Below are 14864 nucleotides of genomic sequence, written 5' to 3'. Positions count from 1 at the left end.
GAGCTTGAAGGGGGGCGGGCTGTTTTTGTTTTGGCAACAATTAAGTAGTTGGAGTTCTAAGATCATCTTAGAATAAGTGCCATTGTTGGCTTGGCTATAGGCAATATCCACTTGGGTGCTGTTTTGCAAAAGCTGGTAATAATAGTGCTTTTTGAGGTTCAATTTATCTTGCAAAGTGGGGATTTTGAGGCGTTGGCGGGTGGGGGTGTTTAAAAAGAGATCGTGATCCTTGATATGGGGCACGAGGTGATCGTTAAAATCCAGCAACACCACATGTTCAAAGTGCAAACCCCTAGTTTCTAGCACATCGAGCACCTTGATCTTCCCCCCGCCCACATCATCAATGCGTAAATCCTTGAGAGCACGCATATAAAGTTCTAGCAAGTCCTTAAACCCATAGCCCTTCAGGCTGGCTTGGATGGGGGCATAGGTGCGCATAAACTCCTCATTAAAGCTTTGGAGCTTATGTGGGGGGGTGCTATAAGCCTCGTGCAAACATTGCTGGCATGCTTGTTGGAGTTGCTCTAGGGGGGGCTTGGAGCTATGCGGGTCTGGTGCCAAATTTTCAAGGGCTTTTAAATAGGACTCAAAAATCACGCGTGCTTCTTTCCCGCGGGCAAAATTCAAATTGCCCTTAATGTCTAGGAGTTTGAGCCATGTATTCATCTCTGGGCTGGGCGTGATGATGGCTAGTTTGCTAGGCTCTAAGCCCTCTTTAAGCCACTCTTGCACGCGCGCTAAAGCCAAGCCAATTTGTTCCATGCGTTCATTAAAGCCCCAAATGCGGATTTTGTCTTTATTAAAGGGGGTGTGTGTGCTGTGTAAAATGGGGTTTTGCCCGCTAACAAGGGCGCGTAAATCCAGTGCGTAGGTGTGATCGATCTTAAGTTCTAGGTGCAGAAAATCTAAAAAATCCTTGTTGTAGCGATCGCAAGCGGTGTGTAAGATCACGGGCACTATCTCATTGATTTTAAAGAGCATGTCTTTTTCGCGCGCATTTAAAAAGCCCTCCATGTAAAACTCAATCTGGCTAAATTTTTGCAACACGCTGGGGAGCAAGATAGGTTTAATGGCTAATAGCGGATCGTAAAAACCCCATGCTTGCAGGGCTTGGGTGTAGCGATCGTAAATGCGTTGCAAAATCTCCAAATGGTAGGCATAATCCCCGTAGGTGTCTTGGCTAGGGATTTGGGCGATGTTAAGATCAAATTGGGCTAATTCGCTAAAAAAATGGGCTACAAAGGCACTCCCATCCAAATACCCTAAAAAGGTCTTTTCAAATACGATCAAGTTTTCTGAATCTTTTAAAACGCCCTCCTCTTGCACCTCTTGGATCGCACGCATTAAGAGCACTTGGCGCACGCCCTCTGGGATTTTTTGCAAATGGGGCACATAGCTCACTTGGCTATAAAACTCTGACACGCTCCAAATGGTGGGTAAAAACCCGTCCTCTTGTTGGGCGCAAAAGGCATTGCACGCACGGCGGCTACTAAAGACATACAAAATATTCCCAGCAGACATAGCTAACTCTCCAGCAAACTTTGCGCTTTTTGAGCGATTGTTTCAGGGCTAAAACCAAAATGTTTGAAGAGCACAGAGCCCGGGGCGGACTTGCCAAAACTCTCCATATTCACAAGCGCATGCGCAAATCTAAACCATTCCAACCCACGGCTAGCCTCAATGGCTAACACCTTGCCTACAAATAGCCCCTCTAAATACGCGCGATCCTGCTCTAAGAGTAAATCAAAGCAAGGCACGCTCACCACTTGCACCCCAATTTGTTGCGCCTCTAGCAAAGAGACCGCTTTTAAGCACACTTGCACCTCGCTCCCACTACTGGCTAAGGTGATCTGCACGGGCTGGGGGCTTTGATAGAGCACATACCCCCCCTTTTGCACTTTTGCTAGATCGCCCATAGGCAAGACCTCAATGTTTTGGCGACTCAACACAAAAGCACAACTCTTTTTAAGATTCAAAGCCACCTGCCAACAAAGGACATTTTCATGGGCATCCATGGGTCTAAAGACATAGAAATTAGGTAGGGCTCTTAGGTGGCTAAGCTGTTCGATGGGCTGGTGGGTGGGACCATCTTCGCCCACCCCGATACTATCATGGGTGAAAATATAAAAAACTTGGTTGCCCATCAAGGCACTCAAGCGCAAACTGGCGCACAAATAATCACTAAAGACAAAAAAGGTCGCACAAAAGGGCACAAACAAGCCATAATTAGCGATTCCATTGCAAATTGCCCCCATGGCATGCTCTCTGATCCCAAAATGCAGATTACGCCCCGCATGGGTGGGTGAAAAGTCTTGTTGGTGGCTTAAGGTGGTGTTGTTAGAGGGGGCTAAATCCGCACTCCCGCCTAAAAAGCCTTTGTAAGCCTGGCTGATCGCATTTAAGATTTTGCCATTGCTCGCCCGTGTGGCGACTTGTTGCCCGACCTCAAAAGTGGGGTAAGCCACTTGGCTAAAATCCTTGGCTTGCAAGTGGGCGATCTGCTCTTGGATGCTTGGGGTGAGCTTTTGCTCCCACAAACGCTCCCACACCTCGTTTTTTTCCATGTGGAAATGCAGGACAACACTTTTGGGGATATAAAAGGAGGGGTGTTCCCAGTTTAAAGCCCGCTTAGAGTTTTGCAACACCTCCAAGCCCAAAGGTGCGCCATGCACCTTAGAACTCCCCTCCAAGCCCAAAGCCCCCTTACCGATGGTGGTTTTAGCGATGATGAGTGTGGGTTTAGTGCTCTCTTGTGCCTCTCTTAAAGCCCGATCGATGTCTAAAAAATCATGCCCATCACAGCTTAACACCTCCCAGCCCTGCGCTTTAAAGCGCAAGCCCACATCTTCGCTAAAGGCTAGATGGGTATCCCCCTCAATGGTGATGGCGTTGCTATCATAGATCACAATGAGATTTTTAAGCCCCAAATGCCCGGCTAAAGATGCGCTCTCATAGCTCAAGCCCTCTTGCAAATCCCCATCCCCACACAGACAATAGACCTTGTGGTCAATGATCTCTGTGCCCAACATCTCTTGAGCTAATTGACTTGCCATGCTAAAGCCCACAGCGTTAGCAAAGCCTTGCCCTAGCGGTCCGGTGGTGATCTCAATGCCCTCTGTGTGCTTGTATTCTAAATGCCCGGGGGTTTTGGAATCCAGTTGTCTAAAGGCTTTTAAATCCTCCAAACTGATATGAAAGCCCCATAGATGCAAGAGCGCATAAGCTAGGGCACTGGCATGCCCGCCACTAAATACAAGGCGATCGCGATTAAGCCATGCCGGGTTTTTAGGATTAATTTTCAGGTGCAAGCCTAGCACCACCCCCACATCGGCTAACCCCATCGCCACGCCCGGATGCCCGCTATTGGCTTGTTGCACCATATCCGCGCACAAAAAACGCAAAGTGGTGGCCATGTTTTGGAGTGTGGGCAAATCTTGGGGGCTTAAGGCTAAAGATTGCATGCGATACCTTTTGATGGATTGGGCGCATTGTAACATACTTACCACCGCTTCAAGCTAAAGAGTAAAAGTGGTATTTGGAACAAATCCAGAGGCTCAGAGTAGCAAAAATACCCTCCAGCGCATCATTTGGAGTATTGAGAGAAAAGCTCTTGTATGGGGAGATTTAAGCCTTAGGGGAGCAGAATAAAACGCCCCCAAATGGGGGTAACACCTTTTGCAATTAGAACAAGAGGCTAGATTGGTGCTTGTTGGAGCCGTGCAACTAAAACTAGGCATTTATGAAACAATTAGTCTAAAAGATTACTAAATAGAATAAGAAAGCATGATACATTATCTTAAGGTTTATTTTATTAAATGGCATATATAGTTTCATTTGTAATTCCATTTTTAAGGCGTGTGATGAAAGGTTTTAAAGTATTAAAAAGAGTGTTGCCATGTAGCGTGGCTCTCTGTGGGCTTTTGAGCACGGGTTTGCAAGCGGCTAGCTTTGCTTACGATCTCAAGTTTATGAGCTTCACCTATAACCTAGCGGGCAAGGATAACCCTTATTGGAATAGTCTTGTTAATATGAAAAACCGAATCATGCCTGAGATTGGGATTCAATTTGACAAGCACCAATCCATCATGTTTGGGGGGTGGTTTATCCAAAATTTGCACACCCATTATAGCTACTTCCCCTATTCTTGGGGGGTTACAATGTATTATAGTGCGGTCGGCAAGGACTTTAGGGCGTATGTAGGCATCATCCCTAGAACCTACACAATGGCATCCTACCCTTTAGCCGCCTTTAAAAAGCTCTTTTGGTTTAAAGACCCCACCGTTAGAGGGGCGATGTTCCAATATAAACCTGCTTACAACCCTAATCGCTGGTGGAATGGCTGGGCGGAGTTCATCATTGACTGGTATGGGGGGCGTAACTGGAACAACATTGGTGGCAAGAAATACGCCGCCAACCATTACAACATGAATCAAATGCTCTACTTTGGGGCTTCTGAGTGGTCGTTTTTAAAGGGCTATTTGGGCTTTGGGGGGCGCATTGTGGCTTTCCACAACACCAGTTCTTATAGCATGGGCGATCCTTATCCCTTTGGGGGCAACCCCGATCCAGCCATGCGCGGACAAGACCCACTATGGCCCAATGGTTACCCCTATGCCGCCGGGCAACCCGAGGCTGGCAAACCCGGTGTTTATTCTAACCCCACGGTGCTCGATCGCATTTATTACTATGGCTATATCAAAAGCGATTTAAAACGGCTTGCCCCCTTTTTGGATAAGCTCTCGGTGGCTTTTGGCACAATGAGCGAACAGGAACATTATTGCGTGCGCTCAGGCAATCGTTGCGGTCCTAGCCAGTGGTATAATAGCTTTGGGGGGCAATTTGACTTCGAGATACAATATAAGGGCTTTGGATTTTATAACAAATACTACTTCTCTGACAAGCCCCAAATGAAGTTTTACGCCACCTATGGGCGCGCACTCTATACGGGCTTGCCATGGTACCATGCCCCCAACTTTGAACGCATTGCCCTTTATTATGTCTATAAAAACAAATTCTTAAGCGTGCGTGCCGATGCTTTTTTTAACTTCATGGGCGGGGGCGATGGGCATAGCTTGAATGGGCATGGGGGCAAGTGGTACACCACTTTCCAACAATTTGTAACCATTGGCATTGACACCCGCCAGCTAGTGGATTTTGTCCGCGCCCACCACAACTAAAAAGGCTTCTAATCGTTTTTGACTCTCTTGATCCCCTAGGACAAAGAGAGCATCTTTTAGCCCAATGCCTCCAGCCTTGCCTAGCAAGGCTAATCTTAAGGGCAACATCAAAGCCGCACTTTTAAGCCCATGTTCTTGCATAAAAGCATGTAAAAAATCCTCCAAACTCTCTGGACTACTAAAAAGATTAGGATCAAATCTCAAGGGTTCTAGGGCTTTGTATGCGCTCTCTAAGTTTTTAAGTTTATCAAGCTCATAGGTGCTAGGGGGGGTTAAAATCTCTTGTATGCTGAGTGCTATTTGTTTGAGGGTGGCACACCTCGCCTTTAGAGCTTGCAACAACACTTCTTGTTTTAAGGGGGATAATTTTTCTAAGGGGTTGCAATCAAAATCTTTTAAAAGGGCTTTGAGCTGGTCTGTGGGGCTTTGCTTGATATAATGGGCGTTGAGCCAATCGAGTTTATGCAAGCTAAAGCAACTCGGCGCGCTGTTGAGATCATCAGGGTTAAATAAGTTTATCATCTCAGCCAAGCTAAAAATCTCTTGATCCCCACAACTCCAGCCCAAACGCACTAAAAAGTTCAACAACCCCTCTTTAAGATAGCCCAAAGCCTGATAATCCATCACCCCCATTGCCCCATCGCGTTTGCTGAGTTTATGCCCGTGTTCGTTAAAAATCATGGGCACATGGTAGAATTTGGGGGGTGTGAAACCCAATGCCTCATATAAGATTAATTGTTTGGGCGTGTTACTCAAGTGATCATCGCCCCGAATAACAACATTGATCCCCATTAAGGCATCATCTACACTCACCACAAAATTATAAGTGGGCGTGCCATCTGCGCGCGCAATGATAAAATCATCTAATTCCTTAGCCTGCACCACCATCTCCCCCTTGATCCCATCATCAAAACAGATAGCACCGCTTAAAGGGGCTTTAATGCGCACCACGGGTTGGTTATGCGGGGGTGTGCCTGTAAAATCACGGTAACGCCGATCATATCTGGGAGTCTCCCCCCTAGCTTTTTGGCTCTCTCGCAAAGCCTCTAACTCCTCTTTAGACATGTAACAATGATAAGCCTTGCCTGCATCTAGCAAGCGTTGGATATGCTCTTGATAAACTTTTAAGCGTTGGGACTGGTAGATAATCTCCCCATCAAAATCCAAACCCACCCACGCAAAGGCTTTTAAAATCGCCTCGCTCGCCTCTTGGCAGTTGCGTTTAAAGTCGGTGTCCTCAATGCGCAAATAAAATTTCCCGCCATTTTTTCTAGCCCAAAGGTAGTTAAAAAGTGCCGTTCTTAGCCCGCCGATGTGTAAATGCCCCGTGGGTGAGGGCGCAAAACGCGTTACAACCATAGATGTCCTTTTTAAGCCCAAAAATCTTAAAATAGGCATTTTAATACAGCTAACTTAAGGGGCGGTTATGATCTGCGTGTTGGATATTGAAAGTGTGCCTGATGTTGCCTTGATTGAGGAGCATTACCCGCAAATGTGTGGGGGGGCTACTAATGACTTAGAGATTTGCCAAAAGGCTTTTGAGTGGCAAAAGGAGCAAAGCGGGACGGCCTTTTTACCTTTGTATCTACACAAAGTGATTTCCATTGCCAGCGTGATCGCCGATGACTACGGGCATTTTAAAAAGGTGGGTAATTTTGGCAAACAGCTTGCCCAAAAGAGCGAAAAGGGCTTAATTGCCGATTTTTTGGCATTTTTCAACAAGCACCAGCCCAAGTTAGTCACTTTTAACGGGCGGCACTTTGATCTGCCCTTATTGATGCTCAAAGCCCTAGCCTATAATTTGGACGCACATGCATTTTACGAGCAAGAAAACCAAGCCCGTAATAAAAACAAATGGGAGAACTACCGCCAACGCTATAGCGAGGCGTTTCATACGGATTTGCTAGATAGTTTGACGCAATTTAGCGGGCTGAAAAACTTGAATTTAAAGGGGGTGTGTGCGTTGTGTGGCTTGCCGGGTAAATACGATGTGAGCGGGGATCAAGTCCATGTGCTCTACCATGCAGGGCAATTAGACCAAATTGATAGTTATTGCCAAAGCGATGTGCTCAACACCTATTGGCTTTATTTGAAATACGAACTGAGTAAGGGGCATTTGCTCAAAGAGGATTATCTTAATACTTTATTGCACTTCCAAGAGAATTTACCCCCCAATCAACCCTACACCCCCTTTTTCACCAAAGCTCTGCAAGTTGAGTTTGACAAAGAACTACAAGCTTGAGTTTGTCTAGGTTTGTTATGATCGCCAATCTACATTAAAACAAAGGATGAACATGTTAAAAAATGCCGCATTTTGGCTTTTAGGGGCGGGCTTATTGGTGGCTGCGCCTAACCACGATTTGAAATTTGATGTTTTTTACCGCCCTGTGGGGGGGAAGATGATGGAGGGCATGATCAAGCGCACCTACATGCGCATCACTTCCTTAAATAATGAGCCGGTGTTGGTTGAGGATATTATCATCAATCGTGGCAATTCTTGCAATATCACCAAAAAAATCGGGGACAACTTCAAGGACAAGTTCAAAAAACAGCCCTTGTTCAACTACCACCTCAAATATTCCCAAGAAAGCGCTTACGAACTCAAATGCGCCCCCTCCCAATTCCTAGAGATCAAGATTGTGACTGATAAGGGCGACTTTGAGCGCAAGGTGCAATAGGTTCTAGCGTGCAACCAATCTTTTTGGATAAAAGGGAGCTAGACAACCGCGCGCAGGTGCTCTATGCTCTAAGCGATCAGTTGCTCATGGAAAATGCCGCTAATGCTTTAAAGCAGGTGATCTTAGCACGGGTGCAAGCCCCCCAAGAGGTGTTGATCGTGTGTGGGGGTGGGGATAATGGGGGGGATGGGTACGCTTTGGCACGCCAGCTTAAGGGGAGTGCTTATAGCGTGCGTGTCTATGCCCCCAAAACCCCTAAAAGCACCCTATGCCAAATCCAATACCAACGCGCTTTGGCTGCCCAAGTGGAAATGGTTTTGGGCTTGCAACCTTGTAGCGTGTTGGTGGATTGCCTTTTTGGATCGGGCTTTAAGGGGGATTTGAGCCAAGAAGATCAAGAACTCATCGCCCAGATGAACGCCTTAGAGGGCTTTAAGCTGGCTTGCGATGTGCCTAGCGGGATAGACTCTAGGGGGTGTGTGGGTTCTGTGGCTTTTAAAGCAGATGTGAGCGTGAGCATGGGGGCTTTGAGGCTGGCTCTTTTTAGCGATGTGGCTAAGGATTTTGTGGGCGAGGTGATCGTGGGGGATTTGGGCGTGGGGCGGGGGCTCTATGAGAGTGAAAGCCCGTTTTTTTGGCTGGAAAAAAGCGATCTAAACCTGCCCTTGCGAGTCAAGCAAAACACGCATAAGGGGTATTTTGGACATGCGTGCGTGTTTGTGGGCGCGCAGAGCGGAGCGGGCTTGCTGAGTGCTTTAAGTGCGTTGGCTTTTGGGGCGGGGATGGTGAGCGTTTTAGGCGAGGGGTTTTTAAAGCATAGCAAGCCCTTAGAGGTTATGTATGCCCCAGATGTGCCACCCCAAGCAAATGCCTTTGCCATTGGCATGGGTTTGGGGCAAAATGTGCCCAGTTGCTTGGAGCAAATGCTCCAACAAGGTCCATGCGTGATTGATGCGGACATGTTTTATTGCCCCTTGTTAAAAGACTTATTAGAATTGCCCTATGAATTGGTGCTCACCCCCCACCCCAAAGAGTTTTTATCCCTCTTGCACATGGTGGGCTTTGAGGTGGGCATGCCCGAATTATTGCAAACTAAACTAGATTATGCCCTAGCCTTTAGCCAAGCTTACCCGCATGTGGTTTTGCTCTTAAAAGGTGCCAATGTGCTGATTGCCTACAACGGGCATTTGTATATTAACACGCTGGGCAGTAGCGCACTGGCTAAGGCAGGGAGTGGGGATGTGCTCTCTGGCATGATCGCCGCGTTGTTGGCACAGGGTTATAGCTTGTTGGATGCCAGTATCCATGCTAGTCTTGCGCATGCTCTAGCAGCTCAAGATTTTTGCTCCTTTGCCCTCACGCCCCTAGAACTCATCAAGTGCTTAAGAGATTTAACCCCATGACCTACACAAACACTTCCCAAGAAAATTTGATCATGATGGAAAGAGCGGTGTTTTCGGCTCTTTTGGAGGGCAATAAATACGAGGATTTTGCTTCGATGCTCAAGCCCGATGACTTTTTTTATCCTAGCCACCGCTTGCTTTTTAGTCTCTGTGGTACGCTTTATAATGCCAAAAAACCCGTTGATGCGTCTTTCTTAGACAGAGAGTTGCTCAAACACAGCGACCACAAAACGCATCGGGAGGCGTTAGCCCAAATCATGGCGACCTCTTCTATTGCCAACCTAGAGGCTTATATCCGCGCCATTCAAGAAGCCGCAATCCACAGACGCTTATTGCAACTCAGCATTGAGATCAGAGAGCAATGTTCCCAAGACAAGCCAAGCTCCATGATCTTAGATGAGGTGGAACGCACCCTGTACCAAATCTCCATACAAGATGCCAAGAAGAGTTTTAGACCCGTTACACAGATTGTCTATAACACCATGAAGATGATTGAAGAGGCTAAACTCAGGGGCAATAATAAAGTTACGGGTTTGGATACGGGTTTTTGCCAACTCAACGAATACACAGGGGGGTTTCAAAAGGGGGATTTGGTGGTGATTGGGGCTAGACCCTCGATGGGCAAAACCAGCTTTGTGCTCAATATCGCCCAAACCACCCTAACCCACAATCAGGGCGTGGCGATCTTTAGCATGGAGATGAGCGGGGAGCAGTTGATGATGCGTCTGCTCTCCTCATTGTCTATCTTGCACCTGCATGACCTCAAAATGGGGAATTTGACAGACCCCGCTTGGGAGAGTCTCTCTAGGAGCGCGCAAAACATCGCCCAAAAGCCCTTATTTATTGATGATAGCAGTGTTTTAACCATCCAGCATGTGCGTTCCAAATTACGCCAGCTCAAAAACCAGCACCCTGAGATCACCATTGCCATTGTGGATTATTTGCAATTGATGAGCGGGGATCGAGGCGATCTCAAACGCCACGAGCAGATTGCCGAAATCTCTAGGGGGCTTAAGACTTTGGCTAGAGAGTTAGATATTCCCATTCTAGCCCTCTCCCAGCTTAATCGTTCCCTAGAAAGTCGCGAGGACAAACGCCCCATCCTCTCCGATCTCAAAGAGAGCGGGGCGATCGAACAAGATGCCGATCAGGTCTTGTTTTTATACCGCGATGCGATCTATAAAAAACGCGCCCAAAACGAACTATTGGCAAAAATGCGCAAAGAGGGCAAGACTGAGGAGCTTAAAAAGCTAGAGAAGCAATTTCGCGATGAGGGTAAGTTGGAGTTTGGGCAAAATAATGGGGTGGAGGATGCTGAGATCATTTTGGCTAAAAATCGGAATGGGAGCATTGGGACGATTAAAGTGGGTTTTAACAAGGCTTATACCCGTTTTGAAGATCGCATCGAGCAAGAGGGCGATCAAAAACCCACCAACATGAACATGCCTGAAACGACCATGTCAGGACCACAGCCCTCTTATGAACCTGAAACAACGATGCCAAACATGTCAGAGTTTGTTTCCAGTGCGCCTGAACCTGCCCCTAAAGAGTCCATGACCTTTGTGCCCATCCAACACTGAAAACACATTCTTTAGCCCAGCCCCTCTTACAAAATAAATACGATTGGTTGGGGGCATGCCTTCTCTTGCTCGCCCTTCTTGCCCTCTCACTGGGCTATAAATACACCCAATACCAAACATTTTTAGGCAAAAAACCCCTAAGGATACACGCCCAAGTGATCTTACAATATGCTAAGGGTCCCCAGCCCTATTATGTCCTCAAGCTCAAAGACCCGCATGGCAATCTCTTTTACACCACCAGCAAAGAGGACATCAAGGACTTGACCTATGCTTTCGTGCAAGCCTATGGCAAGATGGCAAAATGTTCCTTTTGGGAGTTTTTAAAAAGCTGTTATTTCCACACCTTTTATCTGACCCTAAGCCCCTCTAAGGATTATAAAAACCCCCTACGCACCTTGATTAACGCCCAACACCAAAATCCACTGATGGGCAATTTCTACAACACTTTATTTTTAGCCGACTCTTTGGATACACGCACCCGCCAAGTGAGCGTGGGGCTAGGCATTAGCCACATCATCGCCATTAGTGGGTTTCATTTAGGAATCCTCAGTGCCTTTTTTTACACCCTCTTTAAAATCCCCTACACTTTTTTACAACAACGCTATTTCCCCTACCGCAACCGCACCTATGATTTGGGCGTGCTGGTCTTGCTTGTTATGGGGGTTTATTTGGTGCTCTTGGATTTCCAACCCTCATTTTTGCGTGCCTTTGTGATGGCTGTGGGGGCGTTTGCGCTCTTTTTTAGCGGGGTGGAATTATTGAGCTTTGCGTTTTTGTTATTAGTGGTGCTGGTGGGTTTAGCCCTCTTCCCAAACCTGATCCGCCATGTGGGCTTCATTTTGTCGGTGTGCGGGGTGTTCTATATTTTTTTGTTTATCAAATACACCCCCAAAATGCCCGCTTGGCTTTATGCCCTCTTGTTTAATAGCGTGATTTTCCTCCACATGCTCCCCATCGTGCATGCCTTCTTTAGCCCCTTTAGCCTCTACCAACTCAGTGCGATCCTATTAGCCTTTGTCTTTGTGATCTTTTTTCCCCTAACGCTTATTTTGCATGCTCTAGGCTTGGGGGGTGTATTTGATCCTTACTTGCTAAAAGCCCTAGAGTGGCACATCCCCACTTTGGACTATCTGACCCCTAAGTGGCTCTTGGGGCTGTATGTGAGTCTCTCTTTGTTAGCCATGCGTTATAAGTGGGCTTATATCGGGCTTTATGTGGTGGGTTTGGGACTCTTTGCTCTCTTAGCCCTGCGTGTTGTTTATTGATTTTTATGCTAGAATAGGGATTTTTAGAAAGGCTAGCATGTGGGGCAAACTCAAGCTCTTTGGTGCGTTAGTCGCCATCGAGCACACCATTTTTTCTGGCATGTTCATTTTGATAGCCATCGTGGTGGCATGGGCACAAGCGCATGTGGGTTTTGTAAAGGGGCTTTGGCTCTTGCTTTTGTGTGGCTTGGCTCTGCTAAGCGCGCGCAACTTTGCGATGGGCTTTAACCGCCTTGCAGATCGCAAATTTGATCGCAAAAACGCCCGCACCAAAGATCGCCCCAGCGTAAATGGGAGCTTGGGGGTTTTCTCCCAGCTGATCTTTTGTGTGGCTAATGCCCTGCTCTTTGTGGGGGTGAGCTATATGATCAATGCCCTAGCCTTCAAACTCTCCTTTTTCTTTTTGTTGATCTTGGGGGGGTATTCTTACATGAAGCGTTTTAGCTATTATGCGCATTGGGTGCTGGGCGTGTGCTTGGGGCTAGCCCCCATTGCGGGCGTGGTGGCGATTTTGGGGTCTGTGCCCTTGTGGAGTGTGTGGCTGGCTTTGGGGGTGGTCTTTTGGGTAGCCGGTTTTGATCTGCTCTATTCCTTGCAAGATATGGAGTTTGACAAGCAAGAGGGGCTATACTCCGTGCCTGCCATCTTTGGGGCGCAAAAAACCCTTTGGCTCTCACGTCTAAGCCATCTTTTGGCGGTGCTGTGCTGGGTGGGGTTTGTTTATAGCGCGCATTTGGGGGTGGTGGCGTATGTGGGGGTGTTGGTGAATTTGGGGATTTTGCTTTACGAACAATGGTTGGTTTTTAAGGATTTTGAAAATATCCCCAAAGCCTTTTTTGTGTTTAATGGGTATTTGGGGGTGGTGTTTTTGATCTTTATCCTCATCGATCGGGGTGTGCGGCTTGGATTTGGGGCACTTTAAGCAACTTTGCAACCAACATGGGCATTTTACCCGCTTGGTGGCTTGTTCTTTGGTTGTAGAATACGCGCCCTACCAAGAGGTGCATGCAAGCGAATATGAAAATTTGGGCTCTTTAGGCGCAATCCAAGCCCCTAATTGGGAGGTTTTCTATGGCAAGGATCGCGAGGATGTGATCTTAAGGGCTCTTTCTGAGATTTATGCCAAACTCAACCACCTAGAGCAAATGATGAACGAGCAACAGATAAACTATTTACCCCTAGAATCCCAAAGCACCTTAGAAGTTTTAGGGCATGGCATTTTGGGTACAAATCAGGCTAATTTTGAGCCCTCCCAAACTTACTACATGCGTTTTAAACTCCCCCACATGCCCTATAAGCGTATCCCCATCATAGCAAGGGCTTTTGATTCGCACTTGCTCCACATCACACGCATGCACCCTAGAGATGTAAAAGATTTTGATGGTTTCATTGCCAAGAGAGAATTAGAAAGTTTAAAAAAAGCGGATTAAGGGGCGTGCATGCAATTGAGTTTTGATGTGTTAATGTGGATTATCGGCGGGGTGGTGGTGTTGGTCTTTGCTTGCTTGATAGCTTATAGCTATATCAAGGATAAAGAATTTGCCAACAAGACCAAGCAACTTGAAAAAGCCCTCGATGCGATCAACCAAGAAATTTATAAAATCCGCAAATGGATTCAAGAGAGCGAGTTACAAGCCGAGTTTAACGCCTCTAGCATGAGTGCCAGCGTGAAAGATGCGGTCAATGATAATCTCAATGCGAGTTTGTCTAATCTTTATAACCATCTCCAAGAAATCCAAGATAGTATCCACAAAGAGCGGGATTATTTGGAAGAAAAGATCATCGTCTTAGAAAACAAGTTTAAAGAGCTGGGGCACTTCACGCCCAGCAACGATGATATTGATGAAAAAAAGGTCATTAAAATGTATAAAGAAGGCTGGAGCGTGGATTCCATTGCTAAAGAGTTGCGGAGCAGCAAGGGGCAGATCGAATTTATCCTAAAGCTGGCAGATATTTGACATGGCAAATAGCAATACCCTCTCAAGGCTCTTTGGCAAGTTTGCCCGCCATGCCTTCCCCACGCCCGTGCAAAAGGTGATTAATCTAGTTTATGTGCGTTTATTTAACATCGATCTAACTGGCTTTGCACCCCTAGAGTCCTACCCCACTCTAAACGCCCTTTTCACCCGTGCTTTGCAAACCCCAAGACCCTTAAATAGCGATCCTAAGATCTTAAATGCGCCCAGTGATAGCATGATCACCGCTTGTGGGCGGGTAGAACACCAACAAGCCTTGCAAATTAAGGGCATGGCTTATAGCGTCTATGAACTCTTAGGGTTAGAACAGCCCTTAGAGGATCATTACCACTTTTTTAACTTCTATCTCTCCCCCAAAGATTACCACCGCTTCCATGCTCCATGTAATCTCAAAATCCTAGAGACACGCCACTTTTGCGGGGAACTTTTGAGTGTGGGGCAACGCGCTTTAAACAAACATTCTAATGTTTTTGTGCGTAACGAGCGGGTGGTGGTGATCGCCCAAGATGATCGGGGCTTTTTGCTCTATTTTGTGGCTGTGGGTGCGCTCAATGTGGGGCAGATTGTGCTTAATTTTGATCCCAATATCCAAACCAATGCCAAAATCCACCCCAAATCCCAAATTTACCGCTACGATCCGCCCATTGTGCTAGAAAAGGGGGCAGAGTTGGGGCGTTTTGAGATGGGTTCTAGCATTGTGCTCTTTGTAGCCCACAGCACGCCCTTGCCTTTAGTGGGTCAAAAAGTGCTCTATGGCACTAATATTGCTACCTTGGATTGAGGTT

13 protein-coding genes are annotated in these 14864 nt (G+C 46.9%); 10 read left to right on the top strand and 3 right to left on the bottom strand.

The window, feature by feature from the left end:
- On the bottom strand, positions 1-1521 hold a 1521-nt coding region (locus C5684_RS01065; protein WP_233708610.1), incomplete at its 3' end, for a PD-(D/E)XK nuclease family protein.
- A gap of 2 nt (positions 1522-1523) precedes the next feature.
- The gene (tkt, locus tag C5684_RS01060; protein WP_104639140.1) at positions 1524-3461 is read right to left on the bottom strand and encodes a transketolase; all 1938 of its coding nucleotides are present in this window, start codon (positions 3459-3461) and stop codon (positions 1524-1526) included.
- A gap of 399 nt (positions 3462-3860) precedes the next feature.
- Here tkt and C5684_RS01055 point away from each other — a divergent pair, with 399 nt between their 5' ends.
- Positions 3861-5177, top strand: a complete 1317-nt coding sequence (locus tag C5684_RS01055; protein ID WP_104638579.1) for a hypothetical protein — start codon at positions 3861-3863, stop codon at positions 5175-5177.
- On the opposite strand, the gene gltX is transcribed toward C5684_RS01055, so the two are convergent.
- Positions 5145-6575: a glutamate--tRNA ligase gene (gene gltX, locus C5684_RS01050; RefSeq protein ID WP_104639139.1), complete on the bottom strand. Its 1431-nt coding sequence runs from the start codon at positions 6573-6575 to the stop codon at positions 5145-5147. The two genes, C5684_RS01055 and gltX, sit on opposite strands and share 33 nt — an antisense overlap.
- A gap of 28 nt (positions 6576-6603) precedes the next feature.
- Between gltX and C5684_RS01045 the strand changes: the two genes are divergently transcribed.
- From C5684_RS01045 to C5684_RS01005, 9 genes are all read left to right on the top strand, one after another.
- Positions 6604-7419, top strand: coding sequence for a 3'-5' exonuclease (locus C5684_RS01045; protein WP_104639138.1), 816 nt, complete (start codon positions 6604-6606; stop codon positions 7417-7419).
- 52 nt (positions 7420-7471) lie between these two features.
- A complete protein-coding gene (locus tag C5684_RS01040; RefSeq protein ID WP_104639137.1) occupies positions 7472-7855 on the top strand; it encodes a hypothetical protein in 384 nt (127 codons plus the stop codon).
- A gap of 8 nt (positions 7856-7863) precedes the next feature.
- Positions 7864-9258: an NAD(P)H-hydrate dehydratase gene (locus C5684_RS01035; RefSeq protein ID WP_104639136.1), complete on the top strand. Its 1395-nt coding sequence runs from the start codon at positions 7864-7866 to the stop codon at positions 9256-9258.
- The gene (gene dnaB, locus C5684_RS01030) at positions 9255-10838 is read left to right on the top strand and encodes a replicative DNA helicase (protein ID WP_104639135.1); all 1584 of its coding nucleotides are present in this window, start codon (positions 9255-9257) and stop codon (positions 10836-10838) included. The genes C5684_RS01035 and dnaB overlap by 4 nt, the downstream gene beginning before the upstream one ends.
- A gap of 65 nt (positions 10839-10903) precedes the next feature.
- Positions 10904-12103: a ComEC/Rec2 family competence protein gene (locus C5684_RS01025; protein ID WP_233708609.1), complete on the top strand. Its 1200-nt coding sequence runs from the start codon at positions 10904-10906 to the stop codon at positions 12101-12103.
- Between the two features lie 37 nt (positions 12104-12140).
- Positions 12141-13025 (top strand): menaquinone biosynthesis prenyltransferase MqnP, encoded by an 885-nt coding sequence (mqnP, locus tag C5684_RS01020; RefSeq protein WP_034582805.1) that lies wholly within the window; start codon positions 12141-12143, stop codon positions 13023-13025.
- A complete protein-coding gene (locus C5684_RS01015) occupies positions 13006-13533 on the top strand; it encodes a hypothetical protein (RefSeq protein WP_233704280.1) in 528 nt (175 codons plus the stop codon). Before mqnP ends, C5684_RS01015 begins: the two co-directional genes overlap by 20 nt.
- A 9-nt stretch (positions 13534-13542) precedes the next feature.
- Positions 13543-14061, top strand: coding sequence for a hypothetical protein (locus tag C5684_RS01010; protein ID WP_006018251.1), 519 nt, complete (start codon positions 13543-13545; stop codon positions 14059-14061).
- Between the two features lies 1 nt (position 14062).
- Positions 14063-14860 carry a phosphatidylserine decarboxylase gene (locus C5684_RS01005; protein ID WP_104639133.1) on the top strand — a complete coding sequence of 266 codons (798 nt, stop codon included), beginning with the start codon at positions 14063-14065 and terminating at the stop codon, positions 14858-14860.
- Positions 14861-14864: the final 4 nt, after the last annotated feature.

The organism is Helicobacter bizzozeronii, assembly GCF_900196775.1.
Classification (GTDB): Bacteria; Campylobacterota; Campylobacteria; order Campylobacterales; family Helicobacteraceae; genus Helicobacter; species Helicobacter bizzozeronii.
The sequence above is the reverse complement of the archived record's forward strand: the minus strand, read 5'-3'. Positions and strand labels throughout refer to the sequence as shown.